At 68.4% G+C, this 20,245-nt stretch carries 16 protein-coding genes; 11 read left to right on the top strand and 5 right to left on the bottom strand.

The window, feature by feature from the left end:
- Both J2744_RS12095 and J2744_RS12090 read right to left on the bottom strand, forming a co-directional pair.
- Entirely contained in the window at positions 1–987 is a 987-nt protein-coding gene (locus J2744_RS12095) for an arsenic resistance protein (protein WP_210113610.1), read from the bottom strand.
- A 449-nt stretch (positions 988–1,436) separates the two neighbouring features.
- Positions 1,437–2,285, bottom strand: a complete 849-nt coding sequence (locus J2744_RS12090) for an HFX_2341 family transcriptional regulator domain-containing protein (protein ID WP_210113609.1) — start codon at positions 2,283–2,285, stop codon at positions 1,437–1,439.
- Between the two features lie 118 nt (positions 2,286–2,403).
- Between J2744_RS12090 and J2744_RS12085 the strand changes: the two genes are divergently transcribed.
- The 6 genes from J2744_RS12085 to J2744_RS12060 all read left to right on the top strand — a co-directional run bounded on the left by J2744_RS12085 (position 2,404) and on the right by J2744_RS12060 (position 10,654).
- Positions 2,404–4,059: a GTPBP1 family GTP-binding protein gene (locus tag J2744_RS12085; protein ID WP_210113608.1), complete on the top strand. Its 1,656-nt coding sequence runs from the start codon at positions 2,404–2,406 to the stop codon at positions 4,057–4,059.
- A gap of 275 nt (positions 4,060–4,334) precedes the next feature.
- Positions 4,335–5,987 carry an ABC transporter substrate-binding protein gene (locus J2744_RS12080; RefSeq protein WP_210113607.1) on the top strand — a complete coding sequence of 551 codons (1,653 nt, stop codon included), beginning with the start codon at positions 4,335–4,337 and terminating at the stop codon, positions 5,985–5,987.
- A 207-nt stretch (positions 5,988–6,194) separates the two neighbouring features.
- The gene (locus tag J2744_RS12075) at positions 6,195–7,190 is read left to right on the top strand and encodes an ABC transporter permease (RefSeq protein ID WP_321169799.1); all 996 of its coding nucleotides are present in this window, start codon (positions 6,195–6,197) and stop codon (positions 7,188–7,190) included.
- Positions 7,190–8,176, top strand: a complete 987-nt coding sequence (locus J2744_RS12070; RefSeq protein WP_210113605.1) for an ABC transporter permease — start codon at positions 7,190–7,192, stop codon at positions 8,174–8,176. Before J2744_RS12075 ends, J2744_RS12070 begins: the two co-directional genes overlap by 1 nt.
- 1 nt (position 8,177) lies before the next feature.
- Positions 8,178–9,299: an ABC transporter ATP-binding protein gene (locus J2744_RS12065; protein WP_210113604.1), complete on the top strand. Its 1,122-nt coding sequence runs from the start codon at positions 8,178–8,180 to the stop codon at positions 9,297–9,299.
- Positions 9,296–10,654, top strand: coding sequence for an ABC transporter ATP-binding protein (locus tag J2744_RS12060; protein WP_210113603.1), 1,359 nt, complete (start codon positions 9,296–9,298; stop codon positions 10,652–10,654). The genes J2744_RS12065 and J2744_RS12060 overlap by 4 nt, the downstream gene beginning before the upstream one ends.
- Before the next feature lie 65 nt (positions 10,655–10,719).
- Here J2744_RS12060 and J2744_RS12055 read toward each other — a convergent pair whose 3' ends face one another.
- The 3 genes from J2744_RS12055 to J2744_RS12045 all read right to left on the bottom strand — a co-directional run bounded on the left by J2744_RS12055 (position 10,720) and on the right by J2744_RS12045 (position 13,006).
- Positions 10,720–11,217 (bottom strand): hypothetical protein, encoded by a 498-nt coding sequence (locus J2744_RS12055; protein WP_210113602.1) that lies wholly within the window; start codon positions 11,215–11,217, stop codon positions 10,720–10,722.
- Positions 11,218–11,285: 68 nt separating this feature from the next.
- Entirely contained in the window at positions 11,286–11,684 is a 399-nt protein-coding gene (locus J2744_RS12050; RefSeq protein ID WP_210113601.1) for a dihydroneopterin aldolase family protein, read from the bottom strand.
- Between the two features lie 122 nt (positions 11,685–11,806).
- Complete coding sequence (locus J2744_RS12045; RefSeq protein WP_210113600.1) at positions 11,807–13,006, bottom strand: LEA type 2 family protein; 1,200 nt, start codon at positions 13,004–13,006, stop codon at positions 11,807–11,809.
- A gap of 91 nt (positions 13,007–13,097) precedes the next feature.
- Here J2744_RS12045 and J2744_RS12040 point away from each other — a divergent pair, with 91 nt between their 5' ends.
- From J2744_RS12040 to J2744_RS12020, 5 genes are all read left to right on the top strand, one after another.
- Positions 13,098–14,417 carry an amidohydrolase gene (locus J2744_RS12040; protein ID WP_210113599.1) on the top strand — a complete coding sequence of 440 codons (1,320 nt, stop codon included), beginning with the start codon at positions 13,098–13,100 and terminating at the stop codon, positions 14,415–14,417.
- A 661-nt stretch (positions 14,418–15,078) separates the two neighbouring features.
- Positions 15,079–16,422: a DNA primase gene (locus tag J2744_RS12035; protein ID WP_210113598.1), complete on the top strand. Its 1,344-nt coding sequence runs from the start codon at positions 15,079–15,081 to the stop codon at positions 16,420–16,422.
- Between the two features lie 115 nt (positions 16,423–16,537).
- Positions 16,538–17,827, top strand: a complete 1,290-nt coding sequence (locus tag J2744_RS12030) for an adenosylhomocysteinase (RefSeq protein ID WP_210113597.1) — start codon at positions 16,538–16,540, stop codon at positions 17,825–17,827.
- A 945-nt stretch (positions 17,828–18,772) separates the two neighbouring features.
- Positions 18,773–19,522 carry an endonuclease NucS gene (gene nucS, locus J2744_RS12025; RefSeq protein ID WP_210113596.1) on the top strand — a complete coding sequence of 250 codons (750 nt, stop codon included), beginning with the start codon at positions 18,773–18,775 and terminating at the stop codon, positions 19,520–19,522.
- A 128-nt stretch (positions 19,523–19,650) separates the two neighbouring features.
- Positions 19,651–20,181, top strand: coding sequence for a 50S ribosomal protein L16 (locus tag J2744_RS12020; protein ID WP_210113595.1), 531 nt, complete (start codon positions 19,651–19,653; stop codon positions 20,179–20,181).
- The last annotated feature ends 64 nt before the right edge of the window (positions 20,182–20,245 follow it).

The raw sequence follows: 20,245 nt of genomic DNA, 5'->3' as shown, positions 1-20,245 counted from the left end.
TCAGTCGTTCGACCGCGCGTCGAGGCGGTCCGTCCACCGTTCTCTGACCGCGAGGTGTCCCTGCGCGATGACCCCCAACAGCGGGAGTTCCAGCAGCGGCCCGATCACCAGCGCCAGTGGGATCAGCGGCTCGTTCGGGAAGGCGACGACCGCGATGGCGAGCGCGGTCGGCGAGTTCCGCGAGAGGATCGTGTTGTTGAAACAGACCAGTTCGCCGTACGAGAAGGAGAGCAGGCGGCCGACGACGAACCCGACGGCGAGGTTGATCGCGTAGAACAGCACCACTGGGACCGCCATCAGCGCCAGCAGCCGCGGGTTCTCGACGATCACCTGGCCCTGCGACGCGAACATGGCTCCGACCGCGAGCGCGAGGAAGAGTATCTGGACCGGACCCAACCGCGGGAGGAACCGCCGGCTGAACCACGTTCTTCCCTTCGTTCGGGTGAGTCCCCACCGCGCGACCGCACCGAGGACGAGGGGAACGACCAGCACGAGCAGGACGCTCTCGGCCAGCAGCGCGAGCGGTAGGTCGACGAGCGCCCCCGCGAACGCGTAGAGGTACACCGGCAGCAACACCAGTTGGAGGACGAGGTTGTACGGAAGTACTGAGGTCGCCAGCGGCACGTCGCCGTCGGCGACGTCCGTGAACACGAGGTACCAGTCGGTACACGGCGTCACGAGGAGCATGATGAGTCCGACCCAGAGCGCGGGCTGGTTGCGGAGGAAGACCGCGCCGAGACCGACCGCCAGCAGCGGACTCCAGACGAAGTTGACCAGCAGGCTCGACCCGACGACCCGGCGGTTTCCGAACGCCTCCCGGAGCCGCGAGAGGGGGACCCCCGCGAACGCGGCGAACAGCATCACCATCAGGAACGGGACGATGAGCCGGTCCGCGACGGGGGCGACACCGTCGACCTGTCCGGCGGCGAGACCGGCGACGACGGCGGCGAGGACGAGCGCCGACTGGTACTTCTCGACGGGATTCATCGCGTCGTCTCGGTACTGCGCCGGCGACGTGCTAAGGCTGTGGGTCGGCGTCGAAGGAGGGGAAAAGGAGGGGGAAAACGACGGCGAGGCCGTCGTCTCGTGACGATCCGTCGGGCGGACGCGGCGGCGTCAGCGGGGACCGCCGCCGGCGGGGGACCGGCGACGGCGGTCGGTCGCGGTCGGACGAACCGGCCGCGACCGGGAGTCGATAGCGGGCGGGCGGGAGCGGAGGGCAGGGGGGCGCCCCGTCCGCCCGGCGGGCGTCACGCATCTAAATCCAAGTCCGGGGGATAATTCTACGTTAGCCGTCGATAGTACGGATAAACCGAACAATGTGGTCCGGTCGGACGGGTCGCGTCGTGCGTGTCGGCCGGTCACGACCCGCCGGTCGTGGTATCGTCCGTCGACCGCGATACCGGCCGGCGACTCCGGTCCTCTCGTCGACTCCGCTATCGCCCGTCGAGCTTGTGCTTGAACGCGAAGAAGACGCGGCGGCCGGTCTCGGTGAGTCGCACGGTGTCGGAGCGCCCGATGTCCTCCAGTTCGACGTAGCCGCGCTCGCGCAGCGGCGAGAGGACGTGCGTCTCCAGCGCGCGGTACTTCGCCGTCCGGCTCTCGCCCGCCTCGCGGAGGAACGACAGCTCGCGCTCGCGCGCCCACTCGATCAGGTTCCACTTGTCCGTGGTCAGGCTCCCTTCGGCGCGGTCGTTGAGCCGACCGAGCACGGCGACCTGGTCGGTCGTCGGGGCGTCCATCGGGTAGATGGGCAGGTCGACAGTGCGCTCGACGCCCTCGGTGAGCGGCTCCTCGCGCCGGTCGTGGCGGTGCCGTTCGGGCTCGACGCTGTAGGGGCGCGCGCCGACGATCATACAGGCCATCGCGACGCCGACCGCGGCGATCCGCGGCCCGGTCGAGACGTTCCCGAAGAGGCGGTCGCCGTCCTCCGCGCTCGCCCGGTGGCGAGCGGCGACCGTCGTCGTCACGCCGAGCGCGTCGTACACGTCCGCGAGCGCGACCGGGATGGGTCTGACCTCGGCGAACTCGGCGACGGCCGTCCACGCGTCGCGCTGGTAGTCGGTGAGTTCGTCGGGGTCGACGCGAGTCGCGTCGGGGTCCGACGCGCTGGCCGCCGCGAAGTCCACGTCGCCGCGGGCCCCGTCGCGGTCGGGGGCGTCGACGAGGAGGTAGGCGACGTCGGCGCCGTGGCGGCGGAGGGGTTCGACGATCCGGTCGCGCTCGTAGCCGAGCGGGACCACGTGAACGCGGCGTTCGGCGACGCTGGGGACCGAGGTGTCCATACCGCCGTTGTCCGCGGCGCTCGGTTAAATAGCCCGCCGGAGCGCTCGGGACCGATCACGAGTCGTGGGGTCACGTACCACGAAAACCGTTAAGCCCGGCTGCCGCCTACGAGGGGACATGAGCGCTGACCGGTCCGCCCTCCGGCGGGCCATCGAGCGCGGCGAGCAGGACGGCGGCGCCATCGAGTTCAAAGAGCGGCTAACGCGGGAGGTCCACCTGGCTGACGGGCGCATGGAGTCGCTCGTGGCCCAGCTCCGTCACCGCGTGCTCTCCGGCGACGGCGAGGCCACGTACGTCCTCGGCGTCACCGACGACGGCGGATTGGCCGGGATCACGCCTCAGAGCTTCTCCGAGACGATGGACGTGCTCTCGCTTCTGGCCGACGAGGCGGACGCCCACATCGCCGACGTCGAGACGTGGAGCGCCGGCGACGGGGGCGACGCCGAGGAGGCGGGGCTGGTCGGGCTGGCCACGCTCCGCGACGGCGGCGTGTTCGAGGCCGACGAGGACCACCTCGTGGTCGGCACCGCCGGCCACGTCGACCACGGGAAGTCGACGCTCGTGGGCACGCTCGTCACCGGGCGCGCCGACGACGGGCAGGGCGGCACGCGCGGCTTCCTCGACGTCCAGCCCCACGAGGTCGAGCGCGGCCTCTCCGCGGACCTCTCGTACGCGGTGTACGGCTTCGCGGACGACGCCGACGAGCCGGTCCGCATGGACAACCCCCACCGCAAGGCCGACCGCGCCGGGGTCGTCGAGGAGGCCGACCGGCTCGTCTCGTTCGTCGACACCGTCGGCCACGAGCCGTGGCTCCGGACGACGATCCGGGGGCTGGTCGGCCAGAAGCTCGACTACGGGCTCCTCGTCGTCGCGGCCGACGACGGCCCGACGAAGACGACCCGCGAGCACCTCGGGATCCTGCTCGCGACGGAGCTGCCGACGATCGTCGCGATCACGAAGGCGGACGCCGTGAGCGACGACCGGCTCGCCGCGGTCGAGCGCGAGGTGGAGTCGGTGCTGCGGGACGCCGGACAGACCCCGCTGCTCGTCGACCGCCACGGGGTCGACACCGCGGTCGCGGAGGTCGGCGACGGGGTCGTCCCCCTGCTGCGGACCAGCGCGGTGACGAAGGACGGGATCGAGACGCTCGACCGCCTGTTCGAGCGCCTGCCGAAGCGCGCGACGCCAGACCGCGAGACCTTCCGGATGTACGTCGACCGGAGCTACAAGGTGACCGGCGTGGGGGCGGTCGCGTCCGGGACGGTGAACTCCGGGACCGTCGAGACCGGCGACGAACTCCTGCTCGGTCCCATGCCCGACGGCTCCTTCCGCGAGGTGGAGGTGCGGTCGATCGAGATGCACTACCACCGGGTCGACAAGGCGACCGCCGGCCGCATCGTCGGCGTCGCGCTGAAGGGCGTCGACGAGGCTGAGATCGAGCGCGGGATGGCCCTGGTGCCCCGAGACAGCGATCCGGAACCGGTCCGCGAGTTCGACGCCGAGGTGATGGTGTTGAACCACCCGACCCGGATCCAGGAGGGGTACGAGCCGGTGGTTCACCTCGAAACCGTCTCCGAGGCGGCCGCGTTCTTCCCGGAGAACGGACGGCTGCTCCCGGGCGACACGGGCCGAGCGCGCGTCCGGTTCAAGTTCCGGCCGTACCTGATCGAGGAGGGACAGCGGTTCGTCTTCCGCGAGGGGTCGAGCAAGGGCGTCGGAACCGTGACCGACATCGAGGGGACGGACGGCGGGGCCGCGGGCGACGGCCGCTGACCATCGCAGCGGCCGGCGGTCGCCGCCCACCGAATCGAGGGTCCCCCGGCGGGGAGACACCGCCCGCGAGGGACGCGCGCGAACATTCGTTTAATCTAACTGACTGATTTCTTTCAAAAATCAGGTGAAAATTCCGGAACGCGGCGGGTGTGATATCGGTTCGGATGGTTTTTGGCGGGGTCGAGATGTACAAAAAGACAGCGAAACGAACAGAGGTGACCATTCGGACAGGACGACCCAAAATGCTTATAAGATAGAAACAAGAGTTCGGCTGTATGCGTCGACAACACACACAACGCATTTCGCGACGGAAGGTCCTCGCCGGCGGAGCAGCCGGCACCTCTCTCCTGCTCGCCGGATGTACCGGTGGCGGAGACGGCGGCGACGGCGGCGGAAACGGCTCCGACGGCGGAAACGGCTCCGACGGCGGCGACGGTGGCGACGGCGGGAGCGCCCCGACCCTGTACTTCTCGCAGGTGAAGGGACCGCTCGACATGGACCCGGTCGTGATGAACGACGTGCCGTCCGCCCAGATCACGGGGCAGCTCTTCGACGGCATCTACGAGTACACCGACGGCGTCGGCATCGAGCCGAAGATCGCCGCGGAGGAACCGACCGTCGAGCGCGACGGGACGCGGTTCATCGTCCCGATCCGCGAGGACGCCGAGTTCCAGAACGGCGACCCCGTCACCGCGGAGGACGTCGTCCACACGATGCTTGCTCCCGTCGAGGAGCAGACCGAGAACGCCCCCGAGGTCAACATGATCGACAGCGGGGAGGCGATCGACGAGTACACCGCGCAGTTCGACCTGTCGTACCCCTACGGCGCGTTCACGATCGCCATGGTCCGCAGCGTCGTCAACGCCTCCGTGCGCCAAGAGGACACCGAGGCGTACAACCAGGACCCGGTCGGCTCCGGACCGTTCCAACTCGTCGAGTGGGAGCCGGAGGACTACGCGACCGTCGAGCGCTGGGACGACTACTGGGACAGCGACAACCTCCCGGAGATCGGCCGGATCGAGTTCGATCCGATCGAGGAGCAGACGACCCGCGTCACCGAGCTGGAGACGGGGAACGTCGACATCATCGAAACCATCCCGCCGCAGCTGTACGAGACGGTCGAGGGGAACCAGAACGCCTCGATCACGGAGTCGCCCGGCGTCGGGTACTTCTACCTCGCGTTCAACTGCGCCAACGGCCCGACGAGCGACCCGCTCGTCCGGGAGGCGGTCGACTACTGCTTCTCGATGCAGCAGGCGGTCGAGAACTTCGTCGAACCGTCCGGCGTGCGGCAGTACAGCCCGTACCCGTCGTCCATCTCGGAGGAGTGGGACTTCCCCGTCGACGAGTGGTCGAACATCCCCCACGATCAGGACATCGAGGAGGCGCAGGCGCTGTTCGACGAGGCGGGCATTCCGATGGACTACAACTGGCGGATCATCGTCCCGCCGGACGACATGCGCGAGCAGATCGGCATCTCGATCGGCGACGGGCTTCAGAACGCCGGCTTCGAGAACGTCCAGGTCCAGCGGCTCGACTGGGGGACGTTCACCGAGACGTACCAGAGCGACGACGGCCCGAACAGCGAGGACGACTACAACATGTACACCCTCGGCTGGTCGGGCAGTCCGGACCCGGACGCGTTCGTGTACAACCTGCTGAGCCAGGAGACGGACGGCGTGACCAACGGGACGTTCCACGGGTACGACGAGGCGTCCGAGATGCTGACGCAGGCCCGCGAGTCCGCCGACCGCGAGGAGCGCCGGCAGCTGTACATCGACGCGACGACGACGCTGCTCGAAGGCCGCGTCCACCTCCCGGCGTACAACCTGAACAACTCCTACGGCGTGCGCGACGTCGTGGAGGGCTTCAGCTCGCACCCGATCTCGTCGGAGGTTCAGGTGGACGACGTTACCGTGTCCCGGTAATTCGGACGGAAGACGAACGCGACGAATCGAAGCGGAAACGCGACGGATCGCGGCGCGGATACGGCCGTCCACGGCCGAACGCCAGCCCTTCGGGTGGTCATCGGCGCGTTCGGCGGCCGGCTGCGGCCACCGTCTTGATGCGTCGGCGGGAGCGAAACGGATAAGCGACAGCAAAGACCGAATCGAAGCAACGAGAGATCCACGACAGTGAGTTTACTTCGGTACACACTCCGGCGGTTCGCACAGGCGATACCCGTACTGATAGGTATCGTGACAATAACCTTCTTCCTGGCAAACCAGATCCCCGGCGATCCGGTCGAGATCATGCTGGGACCGACGCCGGCACAGGAGCAGGTCGAGGCGATCCGAGCCCGCTACGGTCTCGACCGCCCGATATACGTGCGGTACTTCACCTACCTCAGCGGCGTCGCGACTGGGGATCTCGGGCTCAGCATCTACTACGACCGGCCGGTCCTCGAGATGATCATGCTCCGGCTCCCGGTGACGCTGCTGCTCATGCTGTCCGCGTTCGCGTTCGCGATCGTCACCGCGATCCCGCTCGGCGTCATCTCGGCGAAGCGGCGGAACGAGCCGGCCGACCACGTCTCCCGGATCGTCTCGCTCATCGGCGTCTCGACCCCGTCGTTCTGGATCGGGCTGGTGTTGATCATCGTCTTCGCGTTCTACCTCGGGTGGTTCCCCGCGCGGGGACTCGTCCTCCCGTGGGCCAACCCGGCGGACGTTCGGGGGGCGGCGACGCAACTGGAGGTGCTTCGGCAGTCGGCGCATCACCTCTTCTTGCCGATGATCGCGCTCGGGACGCTCCAGATGGCACAGATCACGCGGATCGAGCGCTCGTCGATGGTCGACTCGCTTCAGGGCGAGTACGTCAAGCTCGCCCGGGCGTACGGCGTGCCCGAGTCGACGATCGTCCGCAAACACGCGTTCCAGGTCGCGCAGCTCCCGGTGATCACCATCATCGGTCTCGGGCTGTCGACCGCGCTCGGCGGCGCCGTCCTCACGGAGACCGTCTTCGAGATACAGGGGATGGGCCGGCTGATCATCACGGCGATCAACAACCAGGACTACGAGCTGATCATGGGGACGACGCTCGTGTTCGGGGTCGTCTACGTGGTCGGTGTCATCCTCACGGACATCACGTACAGCTACCTCGACCCGCGGGTCACCTACGGTGAAGACTGATGTCGATCAACAGCGCAACTTCGGACGACGACACACCGGACGGAGACGACGAGAGCGGCGGACCCGACGAGGTGGAAGCCCGGGTCGGCCTTCGATACACCCTGAAACAGGTCCGACAGGACACGACGGCGCGGATCGGGACCTACATCGTCGGACTCATGACCTTCGTCGCGGTGTTCGCCGCGTTCGACTACTACATCCTCGATTACGCGATCGCGGAAGCGGTGCTGTACAACCCGGAGACCGACCCGGATCAGGTGCGGCGCCTGCTCCCGCCAGTCGGCATGGAGAACCAGTTCGGGCAGGGCGTGCTCGAACACCCGCTCGGCACCGACCACCGCGGCCGCGACCTGCTCTCCCGGACCATCTACGGGACCCGGATCGCGATGACCGTCGGGTTCCTCGCGACGGCCATCGGACTGGGCGGCGGCACCGTCATCGGCGCGGTCTCCGGCTACTACGGCGGCTGGATCGACGACGTGCTCCAGCGCGTCACGGAGACGATCTACGCGATCCCGTTCCTCGTGCTGGTCATCGCGTTCATGACCGCGTTCGGCCGGGACCTCACGTTCGCGATGATCGGCGTCGGGATCACGGCGATCCCCGTGTTCAACCGGCTCATCCGGTCTCGCGTGGTGTCCATCCGCGAGGAGGACTACGTCGAGGCCGCCCGGGCCGCCGGGGTGAAAGACCGGAACATCATCTTCCGGCACATCATCCCGAACAGCTTCGCGCCGGTGTTGGTCCAGGCGACGCTTCAGGTCGGGGTGAGCATCCTCATCGTCGCCGGGCTCTCGTTCCTCGGCTTCGGCGCGCAGCCGCCGACGCCGTCGTGGGGACAGATGCTGTCGGCCTCGCGGGGGTACATGCTCCCCGCGCCGACGTTCAGCATCTTCCCCGGTATCGCCATTCTGATCACCGTCATCGGCTTCAACATTCTCGGCGACGGTCTCCAGGACGCCCTCGATCCGCGGATAAACAACTGATATGAGCGAACCACTACTCAGCGTACGCGATCTCAAGACACAGTTCTTCACCGAGGACGGGACGGTCCGCGCCGTCGACGGCATCTCCTTCGACGTCAACGAGGGAGAGATCGTCGGACTCGTCGGCGAGTCGGGCGCCGGAAAGTCCGTCGCGACCTCCAGTATCCTCCGCCTCGTCGACAGCCCGGGCGAGATCGTCGGCGGCGAGATCGAGTTCAAAGGCGAGACGATCTTCGGACTCGAAGCGGACGACGACGGCGAGTTACGACCCCGCGACGAGATGCTCACCGAAGAGGAGATGCGGAAACAGATCCGCGGCCGGGAGATCGCGATCATCTTCCAAGACCCGATGGAGTCTCTGAACCCCGTGTTCACCGTCGGGGGACAGCTCCGGGAGTTCATCGAGATCAACCGCGGCCTCGACCCGGACGAGGCGAAGGCGGAGGCGATCGACATGCTCCGAGAGGTCGGGATCCCGGCGCCGGAGTCGCGGTACGACGAGTACCCCCACCAGTTCTCCGGCGGGATGCGACAGCGCGTGCTGATCGCGATGGCGCTCGCCTGTCAGCCAGACCTGATCATCGCCGACGAGCCGACGACCGCGCTCGACGTCACCGTCGAGGGCGAGATCCTCGAGATGGTGACCGACCTCCAAGAGAAGTACGGCACGTCGTTCATCTGGGTCACCCACGACATGAGCGTCGTCGCGGAGATCTGCGACCGCGTCAACGTGATGTACCTCGGCGAGATCATCGAGCAGGCCGAGGTGGACGACCTGTTTTACGACACGAAACACCCGTACACGTCGGCGCTGCTCGACTCGATGCCGCGCCCCGACCGGACGGTCGACGAGCTCAGGCCGATCGAGGGGGTGATGCCGGAGGCGATCGACCCGCCCTCCGGCTGTCGGTTCCACTCCCGGTGTCCCGAGGCACGGGAGGTGTGCCGCGAGGTCCACCCCGAGCCGCGGGACCTGAGCGAGGAGGGCGAGGCGCTCCACACGGCCGCGTGCGTGAAACACGACGCGTTCGACGTGGGGTACGACGAGAGCCCGCCGATCGACACGCAGGCGACCGGCGGCTTCTCCGCCGGGTTCACCGAGACCGGAGGTGAGGCGGAATGAGCGAGGTCGGTCCGCCCGAGTCCGACCCCGAGGCGCTGCTCCAGGTTCGGAACCTCCAGAAGCACTTCGACAACGAGAGCGGGCTGCTGGCCGGCGTCGAGCTCGACGACGAGTTCCCGTACGTCTCCCGGTCGTCCTCCGACGTCCGCGCCGTCGACGGCGTGAGCTTCGACATCAAGGAGGGGGAGACCCTCGGTCTCGTCGGCGAGTCCGGCTGCGGGAAGTCGACGCTTGCGCGCACCGTGCTCCGGCTGCTCGAACCGACCGACGGGAGCGTCTACTTCCAAGGCGAGGACCTCGCGTCGCTGTCCGGCGAGCCGCTGCGGCGGATGCGGAAGGACATGCAGATGATCTTCCAGGACCCGCAGTCGTCGCTCGACCCGCGGATGAAGGTCGGCCCGATCGTCGAGGAGCCGATGAAGGCCCACGACATGCTCGACGAGGAGGGGCGCGAGGCGCGCGCGAAGGAGTTACTGGAGAAGGTGGGACTCGACCCGCAACACTACAACCGATACCCCCACGCGTTCTCCGGCGGACAGCGGCAGCGCGTGAACCTCGCCCGGGCGCTGTCGGTGAACCCCGACTTCATCGTCTGCGACGAGCCGGTGTCGGCGCTCGACGTCTCGATCCAGGCGCAGGTGCTCAACACGATGGAGGAGCTACAGGAGGAGTTCGACCTCACCTACCTGTTCATCGCGCACGACCTGAGCGTCATCCGCCACATCTCCGACCGCGTGGCGGTGATGTACCTCGGCGAGATAGTCGAACTGGCCGACAAAGAGGAGCTGTTCGAGAACCCGAAACACCCGTACACGAAGGCGCTGCTCGACGCGATCCCGGTTCCCGACCCGCGAAGCGGCGGGCGGAAGGCGCTTTTATCCGGCGACGTGCCGTCGCCGATCGACCCGCCGTCGGGCTGTCGGTTCCGGACGCGGTGCCCGAAGGTGATCCAGCCGGAGGCGTACGACATGACCGACGAGGCCTGGCGGAACGTCGTGGAGTTCCAGCGGGCGGTCGAGCGGCGGGCGTTCGAGGAGACGGATCCCGAGGCGCTCCGAGACCGGTACTTCGACGAGGCGACGCCGAGCGGCGACGCGGAGACCCTGCTCGACGAGGCGCTCGGCCACATCGAGCGCGACGAGTTCGAGGACGCCGAGCGACTTCTCACCGAACGGTTCGCGGACGAGAGCGTCTGCGCGACGGCGAACCCCGCCTACGAGCTGGGATCGGAGCTGGGCGACGACCGCCACTACGCGGCGTGTCACCTGCGACGGGACGAGGCGGTCGCGAGCGCCGTCGACGAGCGCTCGCTCGACGGCGCGGCGCGTCCCGGCAGGTCGGAAGCCGACGACTGACCGCGCTCGCTTTTCTGCGGTTCGAGTCCCTGAGAACCTGATCGCGGCGCGCCGCTCTCGGACGGCTACCGGATCCGTATCTGCGTGACGGCCTCGTGGCGTTCGTCGGCGTCGGGGACCGGGACGAACGCGGTGATCGTGTGGTTCCCGCGCTCGGCCCGGACCGAGCGGTCGAGACCGTCGTCGTCGGTGCGGCGGAAGCGGCCGTTCCACGTGGCGGTCGCCCGCTTCGTCTCCCCTGCGCGGAGCGACAGCGCGGACTCCTCGTCGCGCACGTAGCGCCGCTCGTCGGTGGCCTCCATGACGCCGTCGACCGCCCACCCCCACGAGCGGCGGGTGGACGTTGGGACCTCGATCGGGACCGGCAGGCGGTTTCGGATCGCGACGGTGATCGCGACCGGCTCGTCAGGCGCGTACTCGGCGGCGTCCGTGCTGACGGTCACTTCGATCGCTCGCCGCGCCACCGCCCGCGGTATCACGCGGCCGAGGGCGGTCGAGAGGTAGTTCTTCGTCTCGTCGAAGCCGGTGCGGTCCGTCTGACTGTCGTGGCGTCTGTCGACCATGTGAGTCTCTGAAAGCGGGAGATCGGAACGTCGGCCGCCGTTCGGGTCGCCGTACGCGTGTCGCGGTACTAAGCGTTCGGGTCGGCGTCGGGCGACGGCGCGGCGTCACCGGAACGCGACGGGTCGTCGTCGGCCACCGCGACGAGTTTCATCAGGGGGTAGCCGTCCTCCATCTCCATCCGGGTCTGGACCGCGACGCCCTCGTAGTCGATCCGCATCTCGACGTCCATCAGCGAGCCGGTGAGTTCGGTGTAGCCGTTCTCGTGGTCGATGGCGTCGGCGACGCGGTCGTCGTGAATGGTCACGTCGACCGCCTCGCAGTACGGTTGGTTCTCGATCGCCTCCGCCATCGCGGCCTCCAGGCTCCGCGCGCTCGACGGGCTGACGGGCGTGCCGGAGAACTGGTGGTACAGCGAGCCGAACTTGATCCCGGCCTCGAAACACGCCTGCTGGGCGTCGGTTGCCATGCCGGAACGCGGCCGCGAGCGGGCAAGAAGGTTCGGACGGCGGGCGGGTTCGGACGGCGGGCGGGTTCGGACGACGGGCGGATTCGAGCGAGGAGGATCCGCGAGACGGAGTTCGAGAACGATCAGTCGGCAGTCAGCGGGAGCAGCCCGCCGTCATCGTCGTCTCCAGAGCCGTCGTCTCCGGACCCTCCGTCTCCGGACCCGTCGTCGGTCGTGCCGCCGTCGTCGGTCGTATTTTCGGTGTCGCCCGTCGCGTTGCCGTCGTCGCTCGCGTTCCCGTCGTCGCTCGCGCTGTCACCGGAGCCGCCGGAATCCGTCGAGTCGCCGGCGGCGGTGTCGTTCCCCTGATGGATCCCCTCGTCGAAGATGTCCGTCTCGATCGTCTCCTCGTATGTGAGCGCGTCCAGCGGGACGGTGAACTCCTCGCCCGAGGGGAGCTCGACCACCGCGTAGAACTCGATCCGGAGGTCACTCACCTGGTGGCCGTTGTCCGACTCGTTGAGGTGGGTCACCCACCACTCGTCGAGGCGGTCGTTTCGGAGCGCGGTGGAGATTTCGACCGTCTCCGAGCCGTACGAGGGAATGACGTACTCCTCCTCGGTCGAGCCGGACCCCATCTCGACGTCGTTCATCGTGACGTCGTAGCCGATCTCAGAGACGACGTACGGTTCGAGGTTGGGGTTGTACACGTCGAACTCGGTCTCGATCGGGGTCTCGTCGTCGGTGACCGTCCCCCACCGGCCGCGCGTCTCGTTGACGTAGAGGACTGGATCGTCGACCAGCGGCGCGTCGGCGTTGACCGGGCGGGTCTCCTCGGAGCTGAACGCGCCGATGAGGTCCGTCTCGATTTCGCGGGTGCGGGTGAGGTTCGCGCTCCGACCGAGGAGATCGGAGGTGACCGTCGCGTCGATCGCGACGGTCGTCCGCTCGTCGTTCTCGACGTGGCTGGTCCACCACGGCGGGATCGCGTCGTTCTCCAGGGCCGTCTCGAACGCGAGCGAGGAGTTCCCCGAGGCGACGCTGACGCCCTCGCGACCGCCGGCCGCCATCTCGACGTCGTTCATCGAGACGGTGTAATTGATCGAGACACCGTCGAGGCCGACCCCGATCGGGTTCGGGTTCGAGACGACGAGGTCGGTCTCGACGACCGTCGTCTCGTTCGTCACGTCGCCGAAGGAGTTGTTCACGGCGGCGACGCTCGGGACGCCGAGGGCGCCGAGCGCGAACGCCCCGCCGACCGCGGCAGCGACGACGAGCAGCCCGACGACGGCGATCCGGAGCTTCCCCGCGGTGAGCGCCGACGCGACGCCTTTCAGAGCCATGTCCGTTCGTTTCGATCGGCGGATAAAGTCGTGTCGCTCGGGAGTGACCACGAACCGAAGGCGTTTGGTTCGAGGGGCGGAACGAGCGGGTATGAACCACCTCCGCGTCACGGGCGGGCGAGTGCTCCGACCCGACGGTCACGTCGAGCGGGCGGACGTCGCGGTCGACCGCGACGAGGGAACGATTCGGGCCGTGGGGTCGCCGAGCGAGGTCGACGAGGCGGTCGGCGGGGCGGCCGCCGAGACGCTCGACGCCGACGGCGGCCTCGTGATCCCGGGGCTCGTCAACGCGCACACGCACGTCGCGATGACGCTGCTCCGCGGGTACGCCGACGACAAACCGCTCGACCCGTGGCTCCGGGAGGACATCTGGCCGGCAGAGGGCGAACTGACGCCCGACGACGTCGAGGCGGGCGCCGAACTCGGCGCGCTGGAGATGATCCGGTCGGGGACGACCGCGTTCGCGGACATGTACTTCGCGATGGACCGCGTGGCAGAGGCCGTCGACCACGCGGGGTTGCGCGCGCGGCTCGGCCACGGCGTCGTGACGGTCGGCAAAGACGACGCGGACGCCCGCGCGGACGTCGAGGAGAGCCTCGCGGTCGCGCGCGAGCTCGACGGCGCCGCGGACGGCCGGATCCGCACCGCGTTCATGCCGCACTCGCTGACGACGGTCGGCGAGGAGTTCCTGCGCGAGGGCGTCGCGGAAGCCCGCGAGGCGGGCGTCCCGATCCACCTCCACGCGAACGAGACGACCGACGAGGTCGACCCGATCGTCGACGAGCGCGGGGAGCGACCGATCGCGTACGCCGACGACCTCGACGCGCTCGGCCCGGACGACTTCTTCGCGCACGGCGTCCACGTCGACGACTCGGAGATCGACCGGCTCGCCGAGGCGGGGACCGCGGTCGTCCACTGCCCGGCCTCGAACATGAAGCTCGCGAGCGGGATGGCCCCGGTCCGGCGCCTCCGCGAGGCGGGCGTGACGGTCGCGCTCGGCACCGACGGCGCGGCCTCGAACAACGACCTCGACGTCTTCGACGAGATGCGCGACGCCGCGATGCTCGGGAAGCTGGCCGCGGACGACGCGAGCGCGGTGCCCGCGGCGGCGGTCGTCGAGATGGCGACGCGGGGCGGCGCCGACGCCCTGAACCTCCCCGGCGGCCGGATCGAGGCGGGCGCGGCCGCCGACCTCGCCGTCGTCGACCTCGACGCGCCGCACCTGACGCCGGTCCACGACCCCGTTTCTCACCTCGCGTACGCGGCGCGCGGGAGCGACGTGCGCCACACGGTCTGCGACGGCCGGGTCCTCATGCGCGACCGCGAGGTCCTGACGCTCGACGCCGAGGCGGTTCAGGAGCGCGCCGCGACCGCCGCGAGCGATCTCGTCGAGCGGGTCGAATCGGCGTAGCGCGCAGCGCGAAGCGCGACCGAACGCGACGCGCAAAGCCGACCCACGTCGGCAGCATTTAAATGAAGAATCCGAGTCTGACGTGCGGCTTATAAATGAACGCGCGGTGGCGCGTGCCGACGAGCGGCCGAAGGCCGCGAGTCGCACGCGCGAGGGACGCGGCGAGCGACGGGGCGACCGAAGGGAGCCCCGAGCGAGCCGCGAGGCTGGGGAGGCGTGAGGTGCTGTGCGGTCGCAGTCGGGTGGACTCAAAGGGGCAGCCGCGAGGCCGACGTAGGCGACGCAAGCACTGGAACGAGGGAGCGAACGCAGTGAGCGACCGAGTGAAGCGCACAGCGAGCGTACGTCGGCCTCGCGGCTGGGGCTTTGGAGGTGTTCGCCGTCGATCAGCAGTCTGTTATTTATAAATGAGTGGCTGGGGCTTTGGTCGTGGTCATCTCGAGACTCTCCCCGGATACAACTGCGTAAACGTATCGCGCGCGAGCGAGGTTCGACCCGAAACCGGGGGCGAATCGGGGGGCGATCACCCTCAAAACCGCCACCGAACCCCCGATCAACCAAAACAGACGCCTCAGAACCGTTAACACGGATACAAACCGGATTAAACCGCGTTAAGGGACTTCTCTATTTATAAGGAAACAGAGAGTGGACCCGAGTGGACATGAGCAAACGCACGACAGCCATCCTACTGATCGCGGTCGTCGCGCTCGGCGCGATGACCGGCGTCGCGGCCGCCGACGACCACCTCGAAGTGGCCGTCGACGACGCGGACGGCGAACCGACGGTCACGGTGACCGAGAACGACACCGCCGTCGAGAACGCCACGGTCGTGGTGAGCGTGGCCGACGACGCCGACGAGAACGCGTCGTACGCGGGGGCGGGCGAGTACGAGACGGACGCCAACGGCACCGTCGACCTCCCCGCCGCCGAGGAGGACGTGACGATCCAGGTGAGCGTCGTCTCCGACAGCGGCGCCGTCTCGACGCCGTTCGAACTCGAGGCGCCCGACGGTCTCGAACTCGACGTCGACGACGACGAGAGCGAACCCGTCATCACGGTCACGAACGACGACGAGGCGGTCGAAAATGCCTCCGTGAACGTCACGACCGTCGACGAGAACGCCACCTACGCCGGCGCGGGCGAGTACGAGACCGACACGAACGGCACCGTCGACCTCCCCGCCGCCGAGGAGGACGTGACCGTCGAGGTCACCGCCGAGTACGAGAACGAGTCCGCCTCGGAGACGGTCGAACTCGAAGCGCCCGACGGTCTCGAACTCGAGGTCGACGACACCGACGAGGAACCGACGGTGACCGTCACCGACGACGAGGGGGTCGCGAACGCGACCGTCGCCGTCGCTCTCGCGGACGACGCCGACGAGAACGCGTCGTACGCGGGGACGGGCGAGTACGAGACGGACGCCGACGGCACCGTCGGTCTCCCCGCCGCCGAGGCGGACGTCGCGGTCGACGTGACCGCGAGCTACGACGACCGGACCGCCTCGACGACCGTCGAGCTGACGACCGGCGAGGAGGAGGAAGACGCCTCCGAGGAGACGCCGTTCGGCCAGCTGGTCCGCGACTTCATCGAGGACATCAGCGACCGCGAGGGCGGCATCGGCGCCGCAGTCTCCGACTTCGCGACGGAGAACAATCCCGGTAACGCCCCCGACCACGCGGGCGGTCCCGGCGGTCCCGACGACGCGGACGGCAACGAGAGCGACGAGAACGATAGCGCGCCGGGGAACGCCCCCGACCACGCCGGACCCGACGGCGACGAGGACGACGAGCGCGGCCCGCCGGCCCACGCCGGTCCCGGCGGCGACGACGCGGACGATGACGACGCAGACGAGGAAGACGAAGCGGACGAAGACGACGCCGAAGAAGACGACGCCGAAGAGGCGGAAGACGAAGCGGACGACGACGAGAGCGATGACGAAGAAGACGACGAAGACGACGACGAGAGCGGCCCGCCGGACCACGCGGGCGGTCCCGGCGGTAACTGACGCGCCGACGCACCGAGCGTCGGCCGACCCGGGCGACGATAGCTGACGACGGGCTTTTTTGCGGGCGCGGTCCGGTGTCGGCAGGATTTAGTGCGCCGTGAGCGAACCGAGAGGTATGAGCGAGACCGCGTACCCGCCGGTGTCACAGCACCTCTCGGACGTCGAAGCGGCCCGAGAGGAGGGGCGCCGGAAGATGGACTGGGCGCTCCAGCACATGCCGATACTGAACGCGCTCCGCGAGGAGTTCGTCGACGAGCAGCCGCTCGCCGGCGAGACGGTCGCGATGGCGATGCACGTCGAGGCGAAGACGGCGAACCTCGTCGAACTCCTCGCCGAGGGCGGCGCCGAGGTCGCGATCACCGGGTGTAACCCGCTGTCGACGCACGACGACGTGTCGGCCGCGCTCGACGCCCACGGGTCGATCACCTCCTACGCGGTCCGCGGCGTCGACGACGAGGCGTACTACGACGCGATGCACGCCTGTATCGCGCACGGGCCGACCATCACCGTCGACGACGGGATGGACATGGTGAAGCTGGTCCACGAGGAGTACCCCGAGCTCATCGACTCCATAATCGGCGGCGCCGAGGAGACGACCACCGGCGTCGACCGCCTGCGCGCGATGGACGCCGACGGCGAGCTTCACTACCCCGTCTTCGCCGTGAACGACACGCCGATGAAGCAGCTGTTCGACAACGTCCACGGCACGGGCGAGTCGTCGCTCGCGACCATCGCGATGACGACGAACCTCTCGTGGGCCGGGAAGAACGTCGTCGTCGGCGGCTACGGCCAGTGCGGGAAGGGCGTCGCCAAGAAGGCCTCGGGCCAGAACGCGAACGTCATCGTCTGCGAGGTCGACCCCCGGAAGGCGCTCGAAGCGCACATGGAGGGGTACGAGGTGCTCCCCATGACGGAGGCCGCGAAGAAGGGCGACGTGTTCATCACGACGACGGGCAACCGCGACGTGATCACCCGCGAGCACTTCGAGGAGATGAACGACGGCGTGCTGCTCGCGAACGCCGGCCACTTCGACGTCGAAGTGAACCTCGATCACCTCGACGACCTCGCGGTCGACCGCTACGAGGTCCGCGACGGCGTGGAGGGGTTCGAGATGCCCGACGGCCGCGTCCTGAACGTCATCGCGGAGGGGCGGCTGGTCAACCTCGCCGCGCCCATCTCGCTCGGCCACCCGGTCGAGGTGATGGACCAGAGCTTCGGCGTCCAGGCGGTCGTCGTCCGCGAACTGGCCGACAACGGCGACGCGTACGACGCCGGCGTCCACGACGTGCCCGACGAGCTCGACCGCGAGGTCGCGGATATCAAGCTCGCCGCCGAGGGGGTCGAGTACGACGAGCTCACCGACGAGCAGCGCGAGTACATGGGCAGCTGGGAACACGGGACGTAACGCAGCAGCGCCTTTTTTGACATCCTCCTCCGCGTAAACGCGGAGGAATCCCGAGCGGTGGGTGTTTCAGGTTTACAGTTCAGTCAGTTGACTACCAGACCTTTCGGGCACGGGTAGTCCCACAGTGTCGGACTGGTGGACTGCTGGCCATGCCAACTGGCCGTTACCCCTATTCTCGACCGTGTACGGCGTCCCAGTGTTGTTTTTGCCAGGGGGACGCCGGCAAGCATCAACGAACTTGGGGGTATCGTCTAGTTTGCTTTGAGCAGTCGGCACAGACACACCCTTCGAGGATGTAGCGTTCACCTACTGCCCTTTCAGATACTGCCTCGTTACGCGGGCGGACAGGCCGCCTCCGAAGGACGGTTCGGAATCCGCTCCGTTCCGACCGATTCCTAGCTCCGTATAGAGCGGCCTGTCGGTTAAATCTCCGTCTGTGAAACTCGGTAGAGACATTCGACTAGTGGATTGCTTCCCACCATGTCGGCTTCATCACCCGCCCGAAGGCGGGTGTATTCGCCTTCTAGTCTCTATAAGTAGAAGTACAGTGGCGCGTGCCGACGAGCGCCCGAAGGGCGCGAGTCGCACGCGCGAGGGAGTCGCGAGCGGTGCGAGGTGCGAGCGACGAGGCTGGGGAGGTGTGAGGCGGTGCGGTCGGGTGGGACTCAAAGGGGCAGCCGGCGAGGCGAGCGCAGGCGACACAAGGACCGCAAGGAGGGAGCGCTAGCGACCGACTGAGGACCGCAGTGAGCGTGCGCTCGCCTCGCCGGCTGGGGCTTTGGAGGAGTTCACCGAGTCGTCGGCAGGAACGGTTTATAAGCGGTCGACAGCAGCATCGATCCCGTAGCGCGCTCCACCATCGTCGACAACAACGACGTATACCCGACCACCTCCACACACCTCTCCCTCGCGCCCTTTTTGAGCGACAATCACATACGAGTAGTAGTGACAGTCACGAGCGTCCACGACCCGAGCCACCGCGAAGCCCTCTGGGAGCTGGAGGACGCCTTCGAGCGCGGCGACCTCGTCAGCGTGTTCGGCCGCTGTACGGTCAGCTACGAGGGTCGCGCCGCCTCCGACCTCGGCGCCGGCGACCGACTGCTCGTGTTGAAGCCCGACGGCGCCGCCCTCGTCCACACCGACGAGGGGCGCCAGCCCGTCAACTGGCAGCCGCCGGGATCGGAGCATCACGCCGCGGTGCGCGAGGGGCGGCTCCGCGTGCGCTCGACCAGAGACAACCCCGACGAGACGCTGACGGTCCGCTTCGAGCGAGTTCACCAGCTCTCCGCGATGGCCGTGACGGGCGGCCGCGACCTCGAACTCCACGGGAGCGAGGAGGACCTCCGGACCCGAATTCTGGAACGCCCCGACCTCGTCGAGACCGGGTTCGAACCCCGGGAAACCGAACGCCCCTCCAGCGCCGGCCCGATGGACATCTTCGGCGTCGACGCCGACGACACCCCGGTCGTCGTCGAACTGAAGCGCCGCCGCGTCGGCCCGGACGCGGTCGGGCAGCTCGCGCGGTACGTGCGGGCGCTCAAGGAGGAGTTGGGAGTCGATGACGAGAGCGATGCCGAGGACGCCCCCGCAGTCCGCGGAATCCTCGTCGCGCCGTCGGTCACCGACCGGGCCGCGGAGCGGCTCGCGGACCGCAGGTTCGACCACGTCGCGCTCGAACCGACCCCGGCGGAGTGATGCGAGCGGCGTGTCAACGCGGGTCTCGATCCGGCGGAGCGCCGGCGCTGGCGCCGAACGAGCCGACGAAGACGCCTCGCTATCGAAGGCTTTATCGCCGCAGCGGCGGCTACATCGGACAAGTAGCCATGTCTGACAAACCCGCCTCTATGTATCGGACGATCGACAAGCCGTCGTACACCCGCCGCGAGTACATCACGGGCATCCCCGGCTCGAAGATCGCCCAGCACAACATGGGCGACCTCTCCGCGGAGCCGGACGACTACCCCGTCCAGATCAGCCTCCGCGTCGAGGAGGAGCTTCAGGTGCGACACGGCTCCTTAGAGAGCGCGCGCCTCTCGGCGAACCGCCACCTGATCAAGGAGCTGGGCGAGGGCAACTACAAGATGACCCTCCGCAAGTTCCCCCACCAGGTCATCCGGGAGAACAAGCAGGCGACCGGCGCCGGCGCGGACCGCGTCTCCGACGGGATGCGGCAGGCGTTCGGCAAGCCGGTCGGCACCGCCGCGCGACTCAACAAGGACGACGTGGTCTTCACCGCGTACTGCGACGTCGAGCAGGCGTCCGTCGTGAAGGAGGCGTTCCGCCGCGCGTACAACAAGCTCTCCCCGCCGTGCCGGATCACGGTCGACCGCGGCGAAGAGCTGCTCGTCTCGTAGCGACCGACCGCGTCCCCGTCCGCGAGGCGGGTCCTTCTCCGCGCGACCGCTCCGCGTAGCCGCG

Origin of the sequence: Halorubrum trapanicum (assembly GCF_017873555.1) — an archaeon.
GTDB lineage: Archaea > Halobacteriota > Halobacteria > Halobacteriales > Haloferacaceae > Halorubrum > Halorubrum trapanicum.
Note: the sequence above shows the minus strand (reverse complement) of the source record. Positions and strands in the feature narration are given on the sequence as shown.

Excerpts from the sequence above, each read along its gene's own strand:
- J2744_RS12085 (WP_210113608.1), top strand. The coding sequence starts at position 2,404 with ATGAGCGCTGACCGGTCCGCCCTCCGGCGGGCCATCGAGCGCGGCGAG.
- J2744_RS12045 (WP_210113600.1), bottom strand. The coding sequence starts at position 13,006 with ATGGCTCTGAAAGGCGTCGCGTCGGCGCTCACCGCGGGGAAGCTCCGG.
- J2744_RS12055 (WP_210113602.1), bottom strand. The coding sequence starts at position 11,217 with ATGGTCGACAGACGCCACGACAGTCAGACGGACCGCACCGGCTTCGAC.
- J2744_RS12060 (WP_210113603.1), top strand. The coding sequence starts at position 9,296 with ATGAGCGAGGTCGGTCCGCCCGAGTCCGACCCCGAGGCGCTGCTCCAG.
- J2744_RS12040 (WP_210113599.1), top strand. The coding sequence starts at position 13,098 with ATGAACCACCTCCGCGTCACGGGCGGGCGAGTGCTCCGACCCGACGGT.
- J2744_RS12050 (WP_210113601.1), bottom strand. The coding sequence starts at position 11,684 with ATGGCAACCGACGCCCAGCAGGCGTGTTTCGAGGCCGGGATCAAGTTC.
- J2744_RS12090 (WP_210113609.1), bottom strand. The coding sequence starts at position 2,285 with ATGGACACCTCGGTCCCCAGCGTCGCCGAACGCCGCGTTCACGTGGTC.
- J2744_RS12035 (WP_210113598.1), top strand. The coding sequence starts at position 15,079 with ATGAGCAAACGCACGACAGCCATCCTACTGATCGCGGTCGTCGCGCTC.
- J2744_RS12070 (WP_210113605.1), top strand. The coding sequence starts at position 7,190 with ATGTCGATCAACAGCGCAACTTCGGACGACGACACACCGGACGGAGAC.
- J2744_RS12020 (WP_210113595.1), top strand. The coding sequence starts at position 19,651 with ATGTCTGACAAACCCGCCTCTATGTATCGGACGATCGACAAGCCGTCG.
- J2744_RS12065 (WP_210113604.1), top strand. The coding sequence starts at position 8,178 with ATGAGCGAACCACTACTCAGCGTACGCGATCTCAAGACACAGTTCTTC.
- J2744_RS12080 (WP_210113607.1), top strand. The coding sequence starts at position 4,335 with ATGCGTCGACAACACACACAACGCATTTCGCGACGGAAGGTCCTCGCC.
- J2744_RS12095 (WP_210113610.1), bottom strand. The coding sequence starts at position 987 with ATGAATCCCGTCGAGAAGTACCAGTCGGCGCTCGTCCTCGCCGCCGTC.
- J2744_RS12030 (WP_210113597.1), top strand. The coding sequence starts at position 16,538 with ATGAGCGAGACCGCGTACCCGCCGGTGTCACAGCACCTCTCGGACGTC.